The sequence below is a fragment of the Enterococcus hirae ATCC 9790 genome (assembly GCF_000271405.2).
GTDB lineage: Bacteria > Bacillota > Bacilli > Lactobacillales > Enterococcaceae > Enterococcus_B > Enterococcus_B hirae.
In genome coordinates, this window is sequence record NC_018081.1 from 1,799,470 (window position 1) to 1,820,923 (window position 21,454).

At 37.3% G+C, this 21,454-nt stretch carries 21 protein-coding genes and 1 pseudogene; 17 read left to right on the forward strand and 5 right to left on the reverse strand.

The window, feature by feature from the left end:
- Window positions 1–457: 457 nt before the first annotated feature.
- The 3 genes and pseudogenes from EHR_RS08555 to EHR_RS08565 all read left to right on the forward strand — a co-directional run bounded on the left by EHR_RS08555 (window position 458) and on the right by EHR_RS08565 (window position 5,906).
- A complete protein-coding gene (locus EHR_RS08555) occupies window positions 458–1,348 on the forward strand; it encodes a phosphate ABC transporter substrate-binding protein (RefSeq protein ID WP_010737921.1) in 891 nt (296 codons plus the stop codon).
- A 181-nt stretch (window positions 1,349–1,529) separates the two neighbouring features.
- On the forward strand, window positions 1,530–3,995 hold the full coding sequence (locus tag EHR_RS08560) for a cation-translocating P-type ATPase (RefSeq protein ID WP_010737920.1): 2,466 nt from the start codon (window positions 1,530–1,532) through the stop codon (window positions 3,993–3,995).
- Between the two features lie 148 nt (window positions 3,996–4,143).
- A pseudogene (locus EHR_RS08565) lies at window positions 4,144–5,906 on the forward strand (IS1182 family transposase).
- Here EHR_RS08565 and EHR_RS08570 read toward each other — a convergent pair.
- Both EHR_RS08570 and EHR_RS08575 read right to left on the reverse strand, forming a co-directional pair.
- A complete protein-coding gene (locus EHR_RS08570; RefSeq protein WP_010737918.1) occupies window positions 5,887–7,620 on the reverse strand; it encodes a sensor histidine kinase in 1,734 nt (577 codons plus the stop codon). The pseudogene EHR_RS08565 and the gene EHR_RS08570 overlap by 20 nt on opposite strands.
- Window positions 7,617–8,321, reverse strand: a complete 705-nt coding sequence (locus tag EHR_RS08575) for a response regulator transcription factor (RefSeq protein WP_014834541.1) — start codon at window positions 8,319–8,321, stop codon at window positions 7,617–7,619. Before EHR_RS08575 ends, EHR_RS08570 begins: the two co-directional genes overlap by 4 nt.
- 195 nt (window positions 8,322–8,516) lie before the next feature.
- Here EHR_RS08575 and EHR_RS08580 point away from each other — a divergent pair, with 195 nt between their 5' ends.
- The 5 genes from EHR_RS08580 (at window position 8,517) to EHR_RS08600 (ending at window position 12,085) form a co-directional block, all read left to right on the forward strand.
- Window positions 8,517–9,020 carry a 2-thiouracil desulfurase family protein gene (locus EHR_RS08580; RefSeq protein ID WP_010718478.1) on the forward strand — a complete coding sequence of 168 codons (504 nt, stop codon included), beginning with the start codon at window positions 8,517–8,519 and terminating at the stop codon, window positions 9,018–9,020.
- Complete coding sequence (locus EHR_RS08585; RefSeq protein ID WP_010718477.1) at window positions 8,980–9,318, forward strand: putative DNA-binding protein; 339 nt, start codon at window positions 8,980–8,982, stop codon at window positions 9,316–9,318. The genes EHR_RS08580 and EHR_RS08585 overlap by 41 nt, the downstream gene beginning before the upstream one ends.
- Before the next feature lie 15 nt (window positions 9,319–9,333).
- Complete coding sequence (gene ffh / locus EHR_RS08590) at window positions 9,334–10,752, forward strand: signal recognition particle protein (RefSeq protein WP_010718476.1); 1,419 nt, start codon at window positions 9,334–9,336, stop codon at window positions 10,750–10,752.
- A 218-nt stretch (window positions 10,753–10,970) separates the two neighbouring features.
- On the forward strand, window positions 10,971–11,552 hold the full coding sequence (locus tag EHR_RS08595; RefSeq protein WP_010737917.1) for a DNA-3-methyladenine glycosylase I: 582 nt from the start codon (window positions 10,971–10,973) through the stop codon (window positions 11,550–11,552).
- Window positions 11,553–11,557: 5 nt separating this feature from the next.
- On the forward strand, window positions 11,558–12,085 hold the full coding sequence (locus EHR_RS08600; RefSeq protein ID WP_014834542.1) for a dihydrofolate reductase family protein: 528 nt from the start codon (window positions 11,558–11,560) through the stop codon (window positions 12,083–12,085).
- A 298-nt stretch (window positions 12,086–12,383) separates the two neighbouring features.
- Here the strand turns inward: EHR_RS08600 and EHR_RS08605 are convergent, their stop codons facing one another.
- Window positions 12,384–12,938 (reverse strand): NADPH-dependent FMN reductase, encoded by a 555-nt coding sequence (locus tag EHR_RS08605; RefSeq protein WP_010737915.1) that lies wholly within the window; start codon window positions 12,936–12,938, stop codon window positions 12,384–12,386.
- Window positions 12,939–13,276: 338 nt separating this feature from the next.
- Here EHR_RS08605 and EHR_RS08610 point away from each other — a divergent pair, with 338 nt between their 5' ends.
- From EHR_RS08610 to rplS, 9 genes are all read left to right on the forward strand, one after another.
- On the forward strand, window positions 13,277–13,477 hold the full coding sequence (locus EHR_RS08610; RefSeq protein WP_010737914.1) for a PLDc N-terminal domain-containing protein: 201 nt from the start codon (window positions 13,277–13,279) through the stop codon (window positions 13,475–13,477).
- A complete protein-coding gene (locus EHR_RS08615) occupies window positions 13,477–14,376 on the forward strand; it encodes an ABC transporter ATP-binding protein (protein ID WP_010737913.1) in 900 nt (299 codons plus the stop codon). Before EHR_RS08610 ends, EHR_RS08615 begins: the two co-directional genes overlap by 1 nt.
- Entirely contained in the window at window positions 14,373–15,143 is a 771-nt protein-coding gene (locus tag EHR_RS08620; protein WP_010718465.1) for an ABC transporter permease subunit, read from the forward strand. The genes EHR_RS08615 and EHR_RS08620 overlap by 4 nt, the downstream gene beginning before the upstream one ends.
- Window positions 15,144–15,243: 100 nt before the next feature.
- Entirely contained in the window at window positions 15,244–15,519 is a 276-nt protein-coding gene (gene rpsP, locus EHR_RS08625; RefSeq protein ID WP_010718464.1) for a 30S ribosomal protein S16, read from the forward strand.
- An 11-nt stretch (window positions 15,520–15,530) separates the two neighbouring features.
- The gene (locus EHR_RS08630; protein WP_010718463.1) at window positions 15,531–15,779 is read left to right on the forward strand and encodes a KH domain-containing protein; all 249 of its coding nucleotides are present in this window, start codon (window positions 15,531–15,533) and stop codon (window positions 15,777–15,779) included.
- A gap of 107 nt (window positions 15,780–15,886) precedes the next feature.
- A complete protein-coding gene (locus tag EHR_RS08635; protein ID WP_010737912.1) occupies window positions 15,887–16,729 on the forward strand; it encodes a hypothetical protein in 843 nt (280 codons plus the stop codon).
- A 150-nt stretch (window positions 16,730–16,879) separates the two neighbouring features.
- Window positions 16,880–17,404 carry a ribosome maturation factor RimM gene (gene rimM / locus EHR_RS08640; protein ID WP_010718461.1) on the forward strand — a complete coding sequence of 175 codons (525 nt, stop codon included), beginning with the start codon at window positions 16,880–16,882 and terminating at the stop codon, window positions 17,402–17,404.
- Entirely contained in the window at window positions 17,394–18,143 is a 750-nt protein-coding gene (trmD, locus tag EHR_RS08645; protein WP_025480115.1) for a tRNA (guanosine(37)-N1)-methyltransferase TrmD, read from the forward strand. The genes rimM and trmD overlap by 11 nt, the downstream gene beginning before the upstream one ends.
- Window positions 18,144–18,280: 137 nt before the next feature.
- Window positions 18,281–18,628, forward strand: coding sequence for a 50S ribosomal protein L19 (gene rplS / locus EHR_RS08650; RefSeq protein WP_002286913.1), 348 nt, complete (start codon window positions 18,281–18,283; stop codon window positions 18,626–18,628).
- Window positions 18,629–19,189: 561 nt separating this feature from the next.
- On the opposite strand, the gene EHR_RS08655 is transcribed toward rplS, so the two are convergent.
- Together EHR_RS08655 and EHR_RS08660 are read right to left on the reverse strand one after the other, a co-directional pair.
- Window positions 19,190–20,536: a PTS sugar transporter subunit IIC gene (locus EHR_RS08655; protein WP_010737911.1), complete on the reverse strand. Its 1,347-nt coding sequence runs from the start codon at window positions 20,534–20,536 to the stop codon at window positions 19,190–19,192.
- 147 nt (window positions 20,537–20,683) lie between these two features.
- Complete coding sequence (locus tag EHR_RS08660) at window positions 20,684–21,397, reverse strand: GntR family transcriptional regulator (RefSeq protein WP_010718458.1); 714 nt, start codon at window positions 21,395–21,397, stop codon at window positions 20,684–20,686.
- Window positions 21,398–21,454 lie beyond the last annotated feature (57 nt).

Sequence of the window (21,454 nt, forward strand, 5' to 3'; positions counted from 1 at the left end):
CCGCTTTGAACGGACTACACATTAAGGGCTATGTTAGCGCATAGCTCCTTTATTTAATTATAGTATATCGTAGATAGAGAAGAAAGAAAAGGATTAAAGGTTAGTTTTGATATAAATTAACCTTTATTTTTGGGCTTTTTGTCAAATGACGTTGGTAAAGAGAAAGTCTAGAATCATTTGGCCAGAAAGAAGAAAACTTCTTTCTGTGTTTTTTTGGTTAAAATAGTTTTACGTGACGGATAATGGTTTAAAGGATTTCAGGGGGGCTCTTCTCTCTGTTTTTACATCATAAAAAATTTGTCGGTGAATTTCACCAACATCAAAAAGTACGAAGCCTTTTTATTTGGCTTCGATTTACGATAACTTTACATAAATTAACTTGATATTTACACCTTCAATATGCAGGATTTACAGTAGATTGCTACAATTTACTTGTAAATAAGAAAGGGGTATATCAATGAAAAAAGTATTATTTTCTTTAGGTGTTTTAGGTCTTATGTTAGCTGGCTGTGGTTCCGGTTCTGGTAGCACGGATGGCTCCGCAGCACAAAATAATTCTGCAACTTCTGGCGATCAAGTCAAAATCGTGGCTGTCGGATCTACTGCGCTCCAACCTCTAGTCGATGCGGCACAAGAAAGTTTTGTCCAAAAAAATCCCAACTATCAAATCTCTGTCCAAGGTGGCGGAAGTGGTACTGGGTTAAGTCAGGTCGAGTCTGGGGCAGTGACGATCGGAAACTCAGATGTCTTTGCTGAGGAAAAAGAAGGCGTAGATGCAAGTAAAATAAAGGATCATAAAGTTGCGGTGGTAGGTATGGCGCCAATTGTCAATAAAGACACGAACGTCAAAAATATTACAAAACAGGAATTAATTGATATATTCACTGGGAAAATTACCAATTGGCAAGAACTAGGTGGGAAAGATGAAAAAATCAATGTCATCAATCGGGCAAATGGTAGTGGTACACGAGCTACTTTTGAAAAGTGGGGATTAGATGGTGCTACTCCAGTACAATCACAAGAACAGGATTCATCAGGAACTGTTCGACAAATTGTTAGCCAAACTCCTGGCGCGATCAGCTACCTTGCTTTTTCTTATTTGGATGATAAAACACAGGCTTTAAGTATTGATGGTGTAGAACCAAAAGAAGAAAATGTTGCTGACAACAGTTGGAAAATTTGGTCTTATGAACATATGTATACAAAAGGTGAGCCTTCCCCAGAAGTTCAAAAATTTTTAGATTATATGATGACAGACGAAATCCAACAAGGACCGGTGAAAGAACTCGGTTACTTACCAATTACTGCGATGAAAGTAGAACGTGATGCTGAAGGAAACTTAAAATAAGCAATCATGTACTCAAATCTGCTACCCCTAAAAGTGTGCCTTTAACGGGCATGCTTTTTTTTTAGCTATTTCCTGCAAATGAATATGACAGTAATGAAAGATATTTATTAGTCATTTCATAGGCTTTTTTTTACAAATGTATTAAGGTAAATATAATACTAATAATCGAGGTAAACGGTAAATGAGAATATTTAGTCATCAAACGGAAGTTGAAAAAGATCAAACTTCAGTTAAAAATATTACAAGATATGCTCCCGATTATCGAGAGGGGCTAACAGATGAGCAAGTTGCAGAACGAGTGCATGCTCAAGCAACAAATGAAACGATCGACCCATCATTTAAAACGAACAAACAAATCGTTTTGCAAAATATATTTACTTATTTTAATTTGATTTTTATCGTCTTAGCAGTTTTATTATGTCTAGTTAGTTCCTATAAAAATTTGACTTTTTTGCCAGTGATTCTTGCAAACACGGGAATTGCTATCTATCAAGAGATTCGCTCAAAAAAGATATTAGATAATTTGAGTGTACTGAATGCAGCAAAAGTCACAGTCGTAAGAAACGGCGCAGCCAATAAGATCGATATGGAGGAATTAGTTTTAGATGATGTCATCTTGCTCGAAACGGGTCAACAGATTCCTGCAGACGGTTATGTCTTAGACGGTAAATTACAAGTCAACGAAGCACTTTTGACAGGTGAAGCAGATGAGATCGTGAAAGAAGTAGATGATTATTTGATGTCAGGGAGCTTTGTCGTTTCTGGTAAGGCTTATGTACGATTAGACAAGGTTGGCTATGACTCTTACATCTCCCAATTAACAGCAAAAGCAAAAAAAATGGGAGGAGGCGAACAATCAGAAATGATTGCTTCGCTGAATAAATTAATCAAATGGATCGGGATCATTATTATTCCCATCGGCATAACCTTGTTTTCACAAAGTTACTTTTTTAATGGCAACACGATCAAAGAAAGTGTGGTAGCCATGGAAGCAGCTTTAATCGGGATGATACCAGAAGGCTTGTATTTATTGACAACGATCGCTCTAGCAATGAGTGCCGCTCGTTTAGCTAAGCAACGAGTATTATTACATGATATGAAAAGCATAGAGACTTTAGCAAGGGTTAATGTACTATGTGTAGATAAAACGGGAACTATTACTGAAAATCAGATGTCTGTACAAAAACTAGTGATTGCTAAAAATGAGCAAGCGGAGCAACAGGCAACTAGGATTCAAGAACTCATTTCAGATTATGCTAAAGCTATGGCAAATGACAATGCGACGATGCAAGCAATCAAAACGTACTTTAATAAGCCTACAGATCAAGAACCTTTATCTATCTTGCCTTTTTCGTCGGTACAAAAATTCAGTAGCGTAACATTTGCGGATGGGGTCTATGTATTAGGAGCGCCAGAAATGGTTTTACGTGAACGTTTCGAAACAGTTAAAAATGAATTTAATCAATATGCTGATCAGGGCTATCGTGTGTTGGTTTTCGGTAGTTACCAAGGAATATTGAGCGAAGCACTTTTAGAAGCAGAAGTGATTCCGCTTGCTTATCTTTTGATTGCCAACCCAATTCGAAAAGAAGCCCCTGACACATTTGCTTATTTTAAGGAACAAGGGGTAGCAATCAAAGTGATTTCAGGGGATAATCCGCAGACCGTTTCAACTGTCGCATTACAGGCGGGCATTGCTAATGCAGACCAATATATTGATGTTTCTCAACTTGCTGAGGAAGATTATCTCTCAGCAGTGGAAAAATACACCGTATTTGGACGGGTAAAACCTGAACAAAAAATGCAGTTCGTTCAGCTTCTTAAACAAAAAAATACAGTCGCGATGACTGGTGATGGTGTCAATGATATTTTAGCAATGAAAGAAGCTGATTGTAGTATCGCTATGGCTTCTGGCAACGAAGCAACGATCCAAGCTGCGCAAGTTGCCTTATTAGATTCTGATTTTTCTAGAATGCCTGAGATCGTAGCAGAAGGTCGGCGAGTTGTTAATAATATTGAACGATCTGCTAGTTTGTTTTTAGTAAAAAATATTTTTTCTTTCTTACTTTCCGTCTTTTCTGTCTTGTTCGCACTGACTTATCCGTTGGAGCCTTCTCAAATTACCTTGATTAGTCTGTTTACGATTGGTTTGCCATCGTTTTTACTTGCTCTTGAAGAAAACAAAAATCGAATTGAAGGAAAGTTTATTGTGAATGTCTTAGAAAAAGCCATTCCTGGTGGGCTAACAGATATGACTGTCGTGGGGACTTTAGTGGTAGGCGGTGTCATCTTGCATTTGAACAAGACAGATGTTTCCACTGCTTCAACGATGCTACTGACAGCGGTTGGTTTTCTCGTACTCTATAAAATTTGTCACCCATTGAACCAATTCAGAGGGCGGATCATTTTATTTTGCGCAGCAGGTATCTTATTTTCAGTCGTCTTTCTGCATAAATTATTTTCTATCTCCGCTATTTCACCCGTTTCGATTCTGTTGCTTTTGATTCTATTTTTTGCGGCGGACTCGATTTTCCGGCAGTATTCGCGAATGATTGAAAATTACAGCCAGTTGAAGGATGGAAAGAAAAAACGGTCTATTTGGTTCTGGCTCAAAGTGCTGTTTTCAGTAGACAATAAACACGATTAACAGATAGACAAAACAAAAATGAGAGTGGGACAATAGTCAGAAAAAAATCTGATTATTGCCCCATTTTTTTTTGATTTTAAGGTACACAAAAAGCACACAACCTTGTATGATTAAAGTGCCTAAACAAAAAATCAAAGGAGTGTGCCTTATGTTTAAAAATTATACCATCAACCAAACAACTTTACCACTAGATGTAGAACATTATATTCCAGAAACGGATGTTGCCTTTGCGGTTCACTCGTTAGTAGAAGCAATCCCGCAAGCGCTCTTCAACCAAATTGAACAACAGCTGGGACGTCCAGCCTATCACCCCAAAATGATGTTGAAAATTCTTCTTTATGCCTACACGCAACGTGTTTTTTCTGGCAGAAAGATCGAATTTTTATAGACGATAGTTACCGTATGCGTTGGGCTAGTCCAATCATGAACAAGTGAGTTACCGCACGATCAATCGATTCAGAAGTCAGGAAACGACAGCTCAGCTTCTAGCAGAGGCTTTTTGTGTTGTTTCGCCGTCAACTGATAACCAATCAAGTGAATAGATAATGAAGCCATCTTCGTTGACGGTACGAAAATTGAAGCAGACGCCAATAAGTTCAGTCTTTGTTWGGCGTAAAGCCACCACTCGGTATGAACGGTTGTTAGATGAAAAATCAAGAAGCTTTTTATCAAAACGCTTTTAATCAAAGAGGAAAATTCTTCCTTGCTTAAAAAGAGAAAGTCAATCCGATGGATTGACGAGCGACCAGTTAGAAGAAGTCGCTCATCATTTAGAAGCTGAACTCCATGAAACACAAGTACAATTAACACATGAAAAATGCAAAGAAAAGCAAAGTCAACTAAAGAAAAAAAGAAGAATGTATAAAAAATATCTCCGACAGGTACAAACGGATTATCTGCCAAGAAAACAAAAGTATGAACGGTATGCTCAACTATTTCAAGAACGAAATAGCTTTTCAAAAACAGATACTGATGCCACCTTTATGCGGATGAAAGACGATTATATGCGAAATGGACAGCTCAAGCCAGGTTATAATTTACAAATCGCCACCGAAAATCAGTATGTTTTGAGCTATGAATTATTTCCAAATCCCACAGACACCAAAACATTGAATCCATTTTTAGACAGTTTTTTTAGACCGACATAAGGAGTTACCGGAGTACATTGTGGCAGATGCAGGGTATGGTAGCGAAGAAAATTACATGTATATCAACGATGTTCTACATAAAACTCCCTTAATTACATATGGCAGTTATCACAAAGAAAATAAAAAGAAGTACAAGGATAATCCGTTTAACGTGGAGAATTGGCGTTATCTTGAAGAACAAGACACCTATATTTGCCCAGCGAATCGTCCGGTACCGTTCAAAAATTATAGTCGCAGAAAAGATAAAGGTGGCTTTATTCGAGATTTCAAAATCTATGAATGTGAGGATTGTCGGAACTGTTCAGTTCGTCGTCAATGTACGCGTGCGAAAAGTGAACAAAAGCGAAAAATTCAAGTAAATAATAATTGGCGCTATTTCAAAGCAGAATGCAGAAAAAAGCTTTTAGAGGAGAAAACTGGTTCGATTTATCGGAAACGAAAAATGGATGTCGAACCCGTGTTCGGACATCTAAAGGCTCATTTGGCGTTCCATCGTTTCCATTTGCGTGGGAAACAAGGAGCAACGATTGATATTGGTTTGGCACTGATGGCATTAAATTTAAGAAAATTAGGAAAATATATGGAGAGGAAAGTGCGCAAAACAGAAAAAATAAGTTCGATTTTGACAATAAACATCAAAATCGAACTTATTTTCTTTTTGAGAAAGAACTATTGTCCCACTCTCATTTTTTTCTGTTCCGCTATTTCACTTGTTCATTCATTTTTTGAAGATTTAAAGGTGATCATGCTGGAGGGATGGTGACGGTAAAAGTCGACCCCATTCCTGGATGACTTTCCACTTTGATCGTACCACCCAAGAGATTGACGTAATCTTTCACAATAGCCAGACCTAGACCAGTACCACCTGAGTGTCGACTACGTGCTTTATCCACTCGATAGAAGCGCTCAAAGATCCTTTCTTGATCTTCACGATCAATCCCAATACCAAAGTCTTGGACGGAGAATGTCAATTGGTTGTCAACCTCGTAACGGATGATTATTTTCTCTGATTCTTTAGAATATTGGATTGCATTTTCGATCAGATTTTTGATGATCGGGTATAAGAGTTCAGTTTGAGTTGTAAATGATTGTTCTTTCTGTTGCATTTCCAGGGTTAAGTGTTTCTTTTCGATCATTGGTTGGTAACTTTGAATGATTTGTTCAAAGTAAGTTGCTAAATGGATGGTTTGCGTTTCGTGTGCCGTTTCTTCATCTTTTGATAACTGAATGATTTCTCGGATCAGCTTATCTAAACGAATCGCATCTTTTTGCATGATCAATAGGAACTCATTCAATATTTTTGGGTCATCTTTGGCTCCATCCAGCAGTGTTTCAGTAAATCCGATCAATGAAGTAACCGGTGTTTTAAGTTCATGAGAAACATTTCCTACGAAGTCTTTTTGCAGTTTTTCTAATCGTCTGACTTTTGTGAGATCATAAGCCACGCCTAGAATCTGCCCAGTCTCTTCAGAACTATTGAAGTAACGTAAGCTGATGTCTAATGTTTGTTGTCCCTCTGAAATAGTAATTTCTTGATGGATCAATGGTTCATTTGGCGTAACTTGGTGAATCAATTGGATTAATTTTGGCTCTTGAATGATCTCAGTATACCGTTGATTAGGCTGATAATCATGTACCCCTAAATGTGCCTGCATTTTTGGATTCAATATCCGCAGATGTGACTCTGAATCGATCAAAAAGACACCAATCATTAATTCATTCAATAGAGTATACAATTGTTCTTCAGTGGTCGTATAGGCACGATAGACTTTACTCATTTGTTCACTCAAAGCATTGATCGTTTGGTAAAGTTCTTCCCATTGATCAGAAGTTTGCATGATGGTCTCGGTTTTATCAGGGTTTTTGACCATTTTCTTTAAGACGGGCAGCACGGTTTTCAAGGGACGGTTACGTTGATAAACCAAATAATAGCTCATACTGGACAAAACAACGAAGAAAACCAAAAAGAAGAAAAAGACCCAACGACGAAAATTTTCTGTTCTTGGCAAAAAGCCGTTTGTTGGTTCTGCGATTCGAATAATGGCTTCCAACTGCCCATTCTTCTTGATCGGTAGTGCTACATATAATAGTTCTTCCTTTAACGTACTGCTCATTCTTAAAGAAGTACCTAGTGAGCCGCCATCAAGGACTGCTTTGATTTCTGGACGAGTATTTCGCTGCCCTCGTAGTGAGTGATCGGTCGTATCGAATAGGATTGTACCATTTGGAGCTAATAAGGTTAGTCGTTCATTTGATTGATGAACAAAGTCTGTTAAAACTGATTGATTATGCTTCGAAGATAAATCATCAATAGTCAATTGCTGGATCAGCAATTGCCCTTTTTTTGAAAGATAGCTTTCTTGTTGCTCGATGATTTGTTGTTTGAAATATTGAGAAATCATTTGCCAGCCACCGAAAAAGAGTCCCACTAAGAGAATGAAAAAGAAGACACGCTCAGAAATTTTTTTCCAATTCATCGTTTTGGTTCCTGAAATTTATAGCCAAAACCGCGAACTGTCACTAAATATTTTGGATGTTTAGGGTCTCTTTCGATTTTTTCTCTTAAGTGACTGACATGGACATCAACGATTCGACTTTGACCTGCAAAATCAAAATTCCAGATGCGATTTAGCAGCGTATCACGATCAATTACACGATCTTTTCGTTTCATAAAATAAACGAGCAGTTCAAATTCTTTTGGCGTTAATTCGATCGGTCGTTCCTCTACGGTTACTTGGAAATTCGTTAAATCTGCTTTGATCTGTCCAATCGTTAGGTAAGCAGGTTCTGCTTCTTCTTGTTGGACATGGCGTGGTTCGATGCGGCGAAAAATAGCTTTCATTCGAGCAAGTACTTCTCTAGGGCTGAAAGGCTTTGTTAAATAATCATCAGCACCAATTTCCAAACCGATGATCCGATCGACCTGGTCATCTTTGGCTGTTAGCATTAAAATTGGAGTATCAATTTTTTCTTGTCTTAACTTTTGGGTGATTGCCATACCATCTATAGAAGGCAGCATCACATCTAAAATCATAAAATCAAAAGGTTCTTCCAGTGCTAATTCCAGTCCTTTTTGTCCGTCTAAAGCACTTGTTACTTGATACCCTTCTTTTTCCAGATTGAATGTCAACAATGTGACGATTGAAGGTTCATCATCTACCACTAATACTTTTTCCATAACTTCTCCCTTTTCTTGCGTTCATTCTTTTTGTTTATTTAAAAACAGCTATCAACTAATGCCTGGTTTTTTTAATTAAGTGTCATGAATAGACATTTCTTATTTTAGCATAGAATCCAGTAGAAGGACTATTTTACCAACTAAATAAATGGTATAATAGGAAGGCACTTTGTTGGATAAAGGAGTGAGTGGCAATTGATCGGAATTAGCGCTTGTTTAGGCGGTGTCTTATGTCGGTATGATGGACAAGAAAAAGCTGTGCCGGAATTAAAGAAACTGGTCGCTGAAGGTAAAGCGATCATGGTTTGTCCTGAAGTAATGGGCGGTCTTTCAACTCCTAGAGCCCCAGCAGAAATCGTTGGTGGCGATGGATTTGACGTTTGGAATGGTCAGGCAAAAGTGATCACTACAAATGGTGAAGACGTCACAAAAGCCTACCAAGAAGGGGCAATCCATGCTTATCAAAAATTAAAAGAGCAAGAAATAGATTTAGTGATATTAAAAGCGAAAAGTCCTTCTTGTGGTTCCTCTCTTATTTATGATGGGAGTTTTTCAGGAACCTTGAAGTCTGGAACTGGTGTAGCAACTGCTTATTTTATCCAACAAAAGATGACCGTACTCTCTGATGAAGAATGGTTGAAATTGCGAGGTGAACAGAATGGAAATCGAGAAAACGAACCGAATGAACGCACTTTTTGAATTTTATTCTACGCTTTTAACCGAAAAACAGATGAATTATATGGAGTTGTATTATGCAGACGATTTTTCATTAGGAGAAATAGCAGAAGAGTATGAAGTAAGTCGCCAAGCAGTATACGATAATATCAAACGAACCAGTAAGATTTTAGAAGATTATGAAAAGAAACTCCATCTTTTCTCTAATTATATTGTTCGGGAACAGTTATTAGAAAAAATGAAAACTTATGTAAAGGAAACTTATCCTAAAGATGAAGTTCTCCTTGATTATGTGAAACAGATCCAAGAAATTGAAGAATAAAGGAATGAAGAAATCATGGCATTTGAAAATTTAACTGAGCGCCTTCAACAGGCAATGAGCAAGTTAAGAAAAAAAGGGAAAGTTTCAGAAGCTGACGTCAAAGAAATGATGCGGGAGATCCGCCTTGCATTACTAGAAGCCGATGTAAACTTACAAGTAGTAAAAGACTTTACAAAGCGTGTTCGAGAACGGGCGATTGGTGTAGAAGTATTAGAAAGTTTAACACCTGCACAACAAATCGTTAAGATCGTTGATGAAGAATTGACGATCACTTTAGGGGCAGAAACTGTTGAATTGAATAAATCACCAAAAATTCCAACAGTCATCATGATGGCAGGTTTGCAAGGGGCAGGTAAGACGACGTTTACTGGTAAACTAGCCAACTATTTAAAGAAAAATGAAAATGCACGTCCTTTACTAATCGCAGGTGACGTGTATCGTCCAGCTGCGATCGATCAATTGAAAGTTCTAGGGCAACAATTAGATGTCCCTGTTTTTGATATGGGAACAGATGTTAGTCCAGTTGAGATCGTTCGTCAAGGGATGGAATTAGCAAAAGAAAAGAAAAATGATTATGTTCTGATCGATACGGCGGGGCGTCTGCATATCGATGAAACCCTGATGGATGAATTGAAACAAATCAAAGAATTAACACAACCAAATGAAATCTTGTTGGTTGTCGATGCGATGACCGGTCAAGATGCTGTCAATGTGGCAGATAGTTTTAACCAACAACTAGGGATCACTGGGGTAGTTATTACTAAATTAGATGGTGATACACGTGGTGGTGCAGCACTTTCGATCCGTTCTGTGACTGGCGCACCAATCAAATTCATCGGGTCAGGGGAAAAATTAACAGATCTTGAAGTTTTCCATCCAGACCGTATGGCAAGCCGTATTCTTGGTATGGGCGATATGTTGACGTTGATCGAAAAAGCGCAACAAGACTATGACGAGAAAAAAGCAGAAGAATTAGCGAAAAAAATGCGGGAAAATTCATTTGATTTCAATGATTTCATTGAACAGTTGGATCAAGTGATGGGGATGGGACCGTTAGAGGATCTGATCAAAATGATTCCTGGGATGAACCAAGTACCAGGGATTGAAAATGTCAAAGTAGATCCTAAAGATGTCGAACGTAAAAAAGCAATGGTTTACTCAATGACACCTGCAGAAAGAGAAAACCCTGATTTATTGAATCCAAGTCGTCGCAGAAGGATTGCCGCAGGTTCTGGTAACAGTGTGGTTGAAGTTAACCGCATGATTAAGCAATTTAAAGAATCACGCAAAATGATGCAACAAATGTCTAAGGGAGATATGAATATTCCTGGAATGGACCAAATGTTTGGCACAGGTGTCAAAGGAAAACTTGGAAAAATGGCGATGAATCGCATGATCAAGAAAAACAAAAAGAAAAAGAAAAAACGGAAATAAAGCGTCTATCGTACGTCTATCGTACTTCTATTATAATAGTAGAATTTTGTTTACCGTTTCATCCATCGAAAGAATCGTTGAGTTAGCTTCTGCTGGCTTTGCGATTCTTTTTTTGCATAATAATAGATAAGCCCAATTCAAAAACTACCTGCCATAGCGTTCCTCTTTTTAGATAGAGAAACAAAGGAATGGTACAATAAAGCTAAGAGGTGAAGAGAATGAAACGAAGATGTCCTTGGGGTGAGCAAACAGCAAGTATGAAACATTATCATGACACAGTTTGGGGTGTTCCAGAATATGATGATCAATTACTTTTTCGTAAATTGATGTTAGATATCAATCAAGCGGGATTAAGCTGGCAAACGATTTTGAATAAAAGTGCCTCCTTTGATGAAGCTTATGACTTTTTTTCGATCGGTAAAGTAGCCGAATATACAGAAGCAAAAATCAATGAGTTGATGGAAAATAAAGGGATCATTCGTAACCGTCGTAAAATTGAAGCAGCGGTAGCCAATGCTCAGGGTGTCCAAAAAATCCAACATGAATTTGGTAGTTTTGCGGATTATTTGTGGTCATTTTCGGATCATCAAGTGATCAATCACTCGTATAAAGAACAAAATGAGGTACCAACAACGAGCCCGTTATCTGATCAAATCGCTAAAGATCTAAAACAACGCGGTTTTAAATTCATCGGAAGCACAACCATATATGCTTTTTTAGAAGCTGTGGGAATTGTCAATGACCATTTAGATCATTGCTTTCGCAAACAAGAAGTCAGCCAGATGGGAAAAGGAGAGTGAACATGATGGGGAAAATCGTCTTTTATGGAGCCATTAGTTTAGATGGCTACTTAGCAACAAAAGAGGATAGTTTACAATGGCTATTTGACACACCAACTGGAGAAAAAACAACTTACGAGGCTTTTTATCAAACAATTGATCAAACGATTATGGGAAGAAAAACTTATCAGGAAGCCAAAAAATTGTTAGCAACTGACCATCTGTATCCTGAAAAAAAGAATTTTGTATTTTCTACTAACAAAGAATTGGTATTAAATGATGCAACAGTTGTTCATGAAGATCCTGTTTCATTCGTGAAAAACATAAAAGAACATTCTAACCAAACAGTCTGGGTCGTTGGTGGTGGGAATTTGTTGAAACCTTTGATCGAAAATCATTTGATCGATGAATGGTGGATCCAAATCGCACCTGTGCTTTTAGGAGAAGGTATTCGATTGTTTCAAGAAGGCGCATACGAAGAACGATTGAAACTAGTTGATACTAATTATTTTGGAGAGTTCATTGAATTGCATTATGTAAGTAATCGTGGATAATACTGGTTTAGTAAAAGGGAAGAGAAGTCTCGGAAAAAAGAACATAAAGAGAAATGAAAATTTTTCAAAGCATGAGGAGCGATTTTAACAAATCCTTTCTGATCCGCTCGGAGCTTATCGCTTTTTTCGTGGTCTTATTCATGTATTGAAAACAAGCCGAAGAATTCCAAAAATAGGAGAAGCTATTTTCGGATTCTTCGGCTTGTTTTTCAGAGCTAGACAGGTCACAACCTTTTTTCGATTGTTTCCTTCATATATGATCTATTTGATTCGACCCATCGCTTATCAAAGCTAATTTTTACTTAGTTAATTTATTTAAAAAATCAAGATAAGCATCTAGAATCGTTTGGAAGAAGCTGAGTGTTCCTTCCACAATATGACCTTCTTCATCAACTAAGTTTGCAATATTGCCAATATAAGCTTCAGGTTGTTGTAAGGTAGGAACATTTAAGAATACAAGTGATTGACGTAGGTGATGGTTCGCGCCAAATCCACCGATACCGCCAGGGGAAGCAGTGACAACTAACCCAGGTTTGCCGTCCCATGCGCTTTGACCGTAAGGGCGAGAGCCTACATCTAGTGCATTTTTAAGTACAGCAGGAACCGAACGATTGTATTCTGGAGAAACAAAAACAACACCTGCTAATTCCTTGACCTCATCACGGAAACGACTCCATTCAACAGGAGCATTCTCTGGAGTTTCAAGATCTTCGTTATAAAAAGGCAGATCATCGATCTTTATAAAAACACCTTCATATCCTTCAGGTAGCATGTTAGCGAAAGCCTCTGCTACTTTTCTATTGTACGAATCCTTACGCAAACTACCTACAAAAAATCCAATTTTTTTAGTCATAAAACAATTCCTCCTTCAAACTTTCTATATTTATCTTACAAAAAATAAGTAAACTCAGCAAATAAAAACACTTGAGGAACATAGTGACTAACTTAACTACTTTTTTCGACTACTTATAGTAGTTATTGCATATATATATTTGCTTCACTTGACATGGATCTTCTATAATTAGTGAATAGAAGTCTTGTCTGAAGGAGTTTGTGTGATTTTTTTAGAAAAGAGTGTAGTACATGAACTTTTGATAAAGAATGTTTCTCATTGAAACATCGGTACACATCATCGCATGACTTTGGGTAACGCAGCATCAAATAAAAAGATGAAATTGGTAGGTGGAACAAATGCATATTAACGAGTTTTTACCATTTTTGATCCCGTTAGTGATCATACAACTTGGGTTATTTTTTTATGCCCTTTATCATATTTTGACTCATACGCATTATCGATTTGGCAGTCGAACACTCTGGATCATCGTAATTCTCATAGGATTTCAATTTGTTGGTCCAATCTTGTATTTCGTGTTCGGTAAGGAGGAGGCATAATGGCGATCCTTGAACTAATCGATGTATCAAAATCTTTTGGTGAAAAAAAAGTGTTGAACCATCTTTCCCTTACCGTCAAGGAAAAGACGATCTTTGGGTTTATTGGAAAAAATGGTGCAGGGAAAACGACAACGATGAAATTGATTTTGGGGTTGCTAAAAAAAGATGCTGGAACAATCAAGGTTAATGATGAAACGGTTCACTATGGTCAAACAAAAACGAATCGCTGGATCGGCTATTTGCCAGATATTCCGATGTTTTATGACTACCTTACCGCCGAAGAGTATTTGCAATTATGCGGGGAAATCACCGAGATGCCTAAACATAAAATCCAACAAAAAACGCAAGAGTTATTAGCGTTAGTCGGATTGGCTCACGAGAAAAAAAGGATTAGGACTTTTTCAAGAGGGATGAAGCAACGTTTGGGGATTGCCCAAGGGTTACTGAACGAACCAAAACTGTTTATTTGTGATGAGCCGACTTCGGCGTTGGATCCATTGGGGCGTAAAGAAATTTTGGATATCTTATTACGTGTCAAAGAGCAAACAACGATCCTTTTTTCCACACATATTCTATCAGACGTGGAACAAATTTGTGATGAAGTGGCTTTCTTAAATAAAGGAGAAATCGTTTTATCAGGCACGGTAGCAGAATTGAAAACCCATCCTAAAAATGAAGGATTTGAAATCCAATTTCCAACTGTGAAACATTCTCAAGAATTTTTATCGCTTTTGCCGGGAGCAATCATGAAAAATGAAACCCTTATTTATCCTGGCAGAACTAACGAAGACTTACTTCGTGCACTATCTTTAATTGTTGATCACAAATTACCGATTCAATCGATTCATCGTTTAGAACCTTCCTTAGAACAAATTTTTATGGAAGTGGTGGACAAATGAAGCAATTACTCGCATTTTCAAAAAAAGAATGGAAGGAAAATTGGCGTACAGGTAGATTATTACTGTTGCTTTCATTAACGATCATTTTTGGGATCATGAATCCACTGATAGCCAAATTAACACCCTACATCGTTCAATCGATGTCAGAAAATTTAGCAGCATCTGGTATGAAAATCGGGGAAGTCAATGTAGATGCGCTGACTTCTTGGGGACAATTTTATAAAAACATGCCTATGTTTCTTTTATTGTTTTTGTTATTGTTTAGCTCGACATTGACGAATGAATATCAAAAAGGAACATTGATTAATCTTTTAACCAAAGGAATGGTTCGCTGGAAAATTTATTTTACTAAATGGATCATGGGACAGTTTTTTTGGGCAGTTGGTTTTTGGGGTTGCTCCTTCATTACTTACTTTTATACTGCTATTTATTGGGATAATGAGCTGGTTGTTCAATTAGGGACAAGAAGTTTTTATTATTATTTATGGGGTGTGTGGTTATATACTTTATTTCTATGGTTGTCCTCCTTTATTTCTTCTGGCTATTTTGTGCTAGCTTGTGGAGGGATTTGTGTGGCTGGCTGTTATCTGTTATCTATGTTTACAAAAGTTGCTGAGTATTCTCCTTTTTATTTAACGACAGTTTCGAACGCATTAGGGGAAAGGATTGATTCGAGTAACTATTCTTTTTCTTTAGTGGTAACAGGTTTGATGATTGCTGCCTTTTTAGTGACAGGAATTCTTTTTTTCAATAAAAAAGAGAGTTGAAAAAATTTTTTATTAGCTGTAAAGAAAAAAAGCTTTACAGGGTAAAAAAAAACTGTTACACTACAACTTGTGAATAAAACAATGGAGGTGGAAATATATAATGGCAGTTAAAATCCGTTTAAAACGTATGGGTTCTAAAAAGAGTCCTTTTTACCGTATCGTCGTAGCTGATTCACGTTCTCCTCGTGATGGACGTTTCATCGAAACTGTAGGTACTTACAATCCTTTGAAAGACCCTGCAGAAGTAGTTTTAAAAGAAGATTTAGTTCTTAACTGGTTATCTAAAGGTGCGCAACCTTCTGATACTGTACGTAACATCCTTTCAAGAGAAGGCGTTATGCAAAAACACCACGAAGCTAAATTCTCAAAGAAATAAGGTGATCGGATATGAAAGATTTAAGCGAATTAGTCTTAACAATCGTTCGTCCGTTAGTCACTTATCCTGAACAAGTCCAGTTAGAAGTCACTGAGTCAAAAGACTTCTATGAATATAACCTAACTGTGGCTCCTGAAGATATTGGTCGTATCATCGGTAAACAAGGGCGTGTTGCGAAAGCAATTCGTACGATCGTTTACGGGGTACGAACAAATGCACCGAAAAAAGTGCGTTTAAATATTATCGATCATAAGGAATAAAAAAAGCTGTTTCGTCTTGACGAGACAGCTTTTTTCTTTTTGAGGGGACTACTTGGCAAATGATTATAGAAAGCGTATCCTTAAAGTATAGAAAGGAGTAGATACCTATGAAAAAAGTTGCATTATTGATACCAGCTCTTTTACTTTTAAGTGCCTGTCAAGGAACAAATAATTCTACTGAAACAACTGATACGGCGACACCAGAGACTCATTCAACGAGTCATAGTAGTTCCAAAGAAACAGATACTCAATCAACAACCAAAAAGAGTGAAAGCTCTGAGATGTCTGGAAATACAACGGAAACGGCGACTACAAAAACAGAAACATCTACACAGAATAAACAAGCACAAACCGCATTTGAAGAACTGAAAGAAAAATACCCAACAACACCGATGCCACAAGAGATACCGATTACAACAGGGAAATTAAACATCGCTGCTGCCGAAACCAAACAGGGCTTTTCAATCTTATACTATGACCTACCCAAAGCCTATGTCTTAAATGCCAAAGAGTTAAATCAAGAAACCCCGATGGCTTCTTATCTTTACCAGTATGGCTTTGCTTCTAGTCAAGAAGCAATTGATGCCTTGCAACCAGTTACGGTTGATACAAACGGCCGACAAGTCGATTTGGGCTACAATATTACTGGCTATCAACAAGGAGCAGCGGGATCTAGTATTCTAGAATGGCAAGAAGGAAATTGGAGTATTCGTGTCCGGGCAAGTAATATTGAAGGACAAGATCCTGTACCGTTAGCCAAAGAAATCGTTGCTTACTTAGAAAAAGCAAGTTTGCCTGCTCCTGAGAAGTACGGAAAAATTACGGTTGAAATGAATGATTCTTCCCAACAAGCTACACAAGTAAGCTGGCAAGAGCCTAAAAATGTTTATACTGTTACCCACAAAGATACTCTTTCCGCATTGAAAATGGCTGTTTCTATGAACCAATAAATGATTGGAAAATGATATAGAAAAGCGAAAAGAAAGTAGAATTGCATATGCACACATGCTAAAATAAGGCAGATACGTCAAAAACACGTTCAGCCATTTAAAAACCATTGTTTGGTTGAAACATGTGTGAAAAGGAAAAGGGGATACAAGTTGACTGAATATTTAAATGTTGGAAAAATCGTAAATACTCAAGGGATCAAAGGAGAAGTGCGCGTCATTTCTACCACAGATTTTCCAGAAGAACGATATAAAAAAGGTGCTGTACTTACCTTGTTTCAAGAGAAGAAAGCGCCAATTGAATTAACCGTCAAAAGTCATCGTAAACATAAAAATTTTGACTTGTTAAGTTTTGAAGGGCATCCTTCAATCAATGATGTTGAAAAATATCGAGATGGTATTTTAAAAGTTTCAAAAGAAGAAACGATTGAGTTGCCAGAAAATGAATTTTATTATCATGAGATCATTGGAGCAAAGGTCGTTGAGGAAAATGGGAATGAACTAGGTAAAATCAAAGAAATTCTTTCACCAGGTGCTAACGATGTTTGGGTAGTCCAACGACCAAAGAAAAAAGATGTTTTGCTTCCTTATATTGACTCAGTGGTTAAAACAGTTGATTTAGAAAATGGGGTCATTTACGTCGAGATTCCAGAAGGATTGATCGATGATGAAAATTGATGTCTTAACACTCTTCCCACGAATGTTTGAAGGACCAATGGGTGAATCGATCATCGGTAAAGCGGTCAATAAAGGATTGTTAGAGATCAATGTTTCTAATTTTAGAGACTATTCCGATAATAAACACCAAACGGTCGATGATTATCCATATGGTGGCGGGGCAGGGATGTTGTTAAAAGTCCAACCTATCTATGACAATATCAAAGCTATTGAACAAGCAAATCCTGAAACAAAAAAACGTGTGATTTTATTGGATCCAGCTGGTAAACGATTTGATCAAGCGATGGCGGAAGAATTTTCGAATGAAGAACATTTAGTATTTATTTGTGGACATTACGAAGGCTATGATGAACGAATCCGTTCGCTAGTTACGGATGAAGTCTCTTTAGGTGATTATGTCTTGACTGGTGGCGAACTTGGCGCAATGGTGATGATTGATGCAACAGTCCGCTTACTACCGGATGTTTTAGGAAATCAAACATCCGCTCAAACAGATTCTTATTCAACGGGATTATTGGAACATCCTCAATATACACGGCCAGCAGAATTTAACGGGATGAAAGTCCCAGAAGTTTTAACAAATGGAAACCATAAATTGATTGAAGAATGGCAACTGAAAGAATCCTTAAGAAGAACCTATCAACGCCGACCTGACTTATTGGAACAATTATCAATGACTCCACAAATGCTGAAATTGTTAGAAGAAGTCAAAAAAGAAGAATCAGACGAAATAGAATAAGAAATATCAATATGACTCTTTACACTAAATTGATAGTATGATAGTATCTTATGGTGAGTGCAAAAGCACTTAACTATTACGATGTTCCGCTGTGAGGGAAAACTCATAAGAATGTTTGGAATAAGGAGAAAAGATCAATGAATCCATTAATCGAAGAATTAACAAAAGAACAATTACGTTCTGACATCCCAGCTTTCCGCCCTGGTGACACTGTACGTGTTCATGCGAAAGTTGTCGAAGGTACACGTGAACGTATCCAGTTATTTGAAGGTGTTGTAATCAAACGCCGCGGAGCTGGAATCAGCGAAACTTATACAGTACGTAAAGTTTCTAACGGAGTAGGCGTTGAACGTACATTCCCATTGCATACACCACGTGTTGCAAAGATCGAAGTCGTTCGCTACGGTAAAGTACGTCGTGCAAAATTGTACTACTTACGTGCATTACACGGAAAAGCTGCTCGTATCAAAGAAATCCGTCGTTAATCTATCGTTATCTGATAGTGGAAGAACCCTTGAATTTCAAGGGTTCTTTTTTTGATTATTTTTATAAGCAGTAAGTCTAGATTGTTTGACATTATAGATTTGCAAGAGTGGCAAACAAGGAGCAAAAAGTCGAGTCACTTTGGTATATCTTAAATATACGTCAATCAGATGACACGATGACAGTCCTATTCATACCAAAGGGGCGACAGATCTGGTAGGTGAACGTAATCAGCTTATCAAGTTTATATGTACTACACGCAAACGCTATGCGTATTAAAGAGATCAGAAAAAAATCCTGCTAGAGAGTGTCTAAAAATATAAATTGCGACAGTTCTTGAATAATAAGAACTTTTTTTGAATGTTTTTACTAACAATCGTTTTGTCATTGGCAAGTTAACTGAAAATGAGACTGAAGAATCTGTTCTGATTCATCAGTCTCATAATTTTAACTTATTCAAAATGCAACGATGATCCCAAAGGTCGGTTGTTAAGAGAATTGAGGACTTTTTTTACATATTTACTAAACGAGAAAGTCTACTTTTTTAGGAGCGGAGGTGTCAATTATTGATTAGTGATTTCAGCTTCCTTTTGAGCCATTTTTGCCGTTACGTGTTCATCAATGCGTAGGAATGGTAGATAGATAAATACGCTAACCGCAATGATTAGAACTTGCAGTACTGCTGCTCGCCAATCTCCACCTGTCGCAAGGAATCCTGAAATAACTGGTGGTGTGGTCCACGGTATCTGAACTACCACATGATTGATTAAGCCGGCTGCAGTCGCAAAGTAGGCAGTTACTAACGAGAAGATTGGTGCTAACACAAACGGAATAATTAGACTCAAGTTAAATACGATCGGTAATCCAAAGATGATCGGCTCACTGATATTAAACATCGCTGGTGTTACCGATAGTTTAGCAAAGTCTTTATAATCTTTTCGACGACTGAAGATGAAAATCGCAATCAATAAGGCGATCGTATTTCCTGAACCACCCATAACAGCAAAAGTATCCTTGAAAGCCATGTTGATAATATGTGGGATGTGTTCATGGTTTGCATAAGCTGCCATATTTTCTTGCATGTTTTGTAGTAAGAACGGATCAAGTAAAGAACCTGAAATTACAGCTTGATGAATTCCAAAACCAAAGAATAAATTGGCGATTGATGTGATTAAGATAAAGCCAGGTAAACCAGTTGTGATGTGACTTAAAGGTCCCGTGATCGCTTTAGTGATCACGCCATTTACGTCCATGTTGAATAACTGATTGACAGCGAAAGATAGAATCGCAAAACCAGTAACAGTAATCATAATCGGGATCAATACATTGAATGACTTCAACACTGCGGGCGGAATATTTCCAGATAGTTTGATTTGCAATTTTTCATTTGTAGATAATTTAATGAATAGCTCAGTAGCTACTAATCCAACAAAGATTCCGACAAACATTCCTGATGCACCTGTATGGGAACCTGGAATAACTCCGGTTACTTCAATCGCTTTTTTTGCATTTTCCGGAGTGAACATCATTTTCATTGGTGTTAAAACGATGAAAGTTGAGATCGAAACTAAAACCGCTGCGATATGATTTGTATAATTTCTGCTAACACACATATGATAAGAAACTGCAGCTACAACTAATAGCGTCGTAATACTCAATGTTCCATTGGCGATCGACATGCCAATTTCTTGAACTTTCATTAATGTTTCGGGTTTAACAATTTTACCCATAAAACCAGTTGGTTCTAAGATAACGTAATTAATCAAAGTCACGAATCCAGCTAACATCATAAATGGCATGAATGTTGCAAATGCATCGCGTAATGTACGCATATGAATTTGATTTCCTAGCTTCGATGCGATCATACCAAATCGTTCAAACACCTGTTCCTTCTTATTTGTTTTCTTCATGGTATATTCTCCTTGTTTTTTATTTGTAAGCACTTACCGTAGTTCAATAATAGAACGGAATTTGATAAAAGTAAATAACTTTTTTTAAAATTATATACTTTAATGAAAAAGGGCAAAAAAAAGAGCTGATTTCCTCAGCTCTTTCAATCATTTTTCAACAAAAACGGCTTCAAAAACAAAATCTTGATACAAATGCCTTGTAATGGAGTATTCAAAAGGAGTCCCGTTTGCCAAAGAAACACTTTTTTCAACTTCGATCATAAAGTCTCCGGCATCAATTCCTAATATATTTGCATCAAACTCGGTTGCCAGTACGCCCTTCATCCAAACGTGAGAAGCATTGATCTCTAACTGCAGTTCATTGCGAATATAGGAATAAACCGATTTTTTCAAGTGTTTAGGTTCCAAACCAGGAATAATTGATAGCGGCATAAAAGTTTGTTCCAATGAATAGGGTTGTTGATCGACAAAACGACTGCGAACAATATTATAAATGTATTCCTTGTCGTTAATCTGTAATCGCTCTGCTATTTTTTTTGACGGTAATTCAATTGAAAACATATGAATTTCAGAGTCTACATGTTCTTCGCCAACTACGCTCATAAAACCTTCGCTTGGACCGAAAACTTTCGAATTATGGATCGGTTTGCGCAAAACTTCGGTTCCAAATCCACTTCGACTATGTAAAACTCCTTCAGAAACTAACATGTCTAATCCTTTTTTTACTGTCAATTTACTCGTATGATATTGTTTTGCCAATTCGGAACCAGTTGGTAATTTTTCACCGATTGCGTAAGTACCGTTTTCAATTTTCTTTTTTACATCAGAATAAACTTCCATATATTTCGCATTCTTCTTCATTTTTTCCCTCCTATAGTTACCGCGTAAAGATATAAATAATTATATACCTTTCTTTAA

Coding starts and splice junctions, on each gene's coding strand:
- EHR_RS08555 (WP_010737921.1), top strand. CDS start 458: ATGAAAAAAGTATTATTTTCTTTAGGTGTTTTAGGTCTTATGTTAGCT.
- EHR_RS08560 (WP_010737920.1), top strand. CDS start 1,530: ATGAGAATATTTAGTCATCAAACGGAAGTTGAAAAAGATCAAACTTCA.
- EHR_RS08570 (WP_010737918.1), bottom strand. CDS start 7,620: ATGAATTGGAAAAAAATTTCTGAGCGTGTCTTCTTTTTCATTCTCTTA.
- EHR_RS08575 (WP_014834541.1), bottom strand. CDS start 8,321: ATGGAAAAAGTATTAGTGGTAGATGATGAACCTTCAATCGTCACATTG.
- EHR_RS08585 (WP_010718477.1), top strand. CDS start 8,980: ATGGAAATCGAGAAAACGAACCGAATGAACGCACTTTTTGAATTTTAT.
- ffh (WP_010718476.1), top strand. CDS start 9,334: ATGGCATTTGAAAATTTAACTGAGCGCCTTCAACAGGCAATGAGCAAG.
- EHR_RS08595 (WP_010737917.1), top strand. CDS start 10,971: ATGAAACGAAGATGTCCTTGGGGTGAGCAAACAGCAAGTATGAAACAT.
- EHR_RS08600 (WP_014834542.1), top strand. CDS start 11,558: ATGGGGAAAATCGTCTTTTATGGAGCCATTAGTTTAGATGGCTACTTA.
- EHR_RS08605 (WP_010737915.1), bottom strand. CDS start 12,938: ATGACTAAAAAAATTGGATTTTTTGTAGGTAGTTTGCGTAAGGATTCG.
- EHR_RS08610 (WP_010737914.1), top strand. CDS start 13,277: ATGCATATTAACGAGTTTTTACCATTTTTGATCCCGTTAGTGATCATA.
- EHR_RS08615 (WP_010737913.1), top strand. CDS start 13,477: ATGGCGATCCTTGAACTAATCGATGTATCAAAATCTTTTGGTGAAAAA.
- EHR_RS08620 (WP_010718465.1), top strand. CDS start 14,373: ATGAAGCAATTACTCGCATTTTCAAAAAAAGAATGGAAGGAAAATTGG.
- rpsP (WP_010718464.1), top strand. CDS start 15,244: ATGGCAGTTAAAATCCGTTTAAAACGTATGGGTTCTAAAAAGAGTCCT.
- EHR_RS08630 (WP_010718463.1), top strand. CDS start 15,531: ATGAAAGATTTAAGCGAATTAGTCTTAACAATCGTTCGTCCGTTAGTC.
- EHR_RS08635 (WP_010737912.1), top strand. CDS start 15,887: ATGAAAAAAGTTGCATTATTGATACCAGCTCTTTTACTTTTAAGTGCC.
- trmD (WP_025480115.1), top strand. CDS start 17,394: ATGAAAATTGATGTCTTAACACTCTTCCCACGAATGTTTGAAGGACCA.
- rplS (WP_002286913.1), top strand. CDS start 18,281: ATGAATCCATTAATCGAAGAATTAACAAAAGAACAATTACGTTCTGAC.
- EHR_RS08655 (WP_010737911.1), bottom strand. CDS start 20,536: ATGAAGAAAACAAATAAGAAGGAACAGGTGTTTGAACGATTTGGTATG.
- EHR_RS08660 (WP_010718458.1), bottom strand. CDS start 21,397: ATGAAGAAGAATGCGAAATATATGGAAGTTTATTCTGATGTAAAAAAG.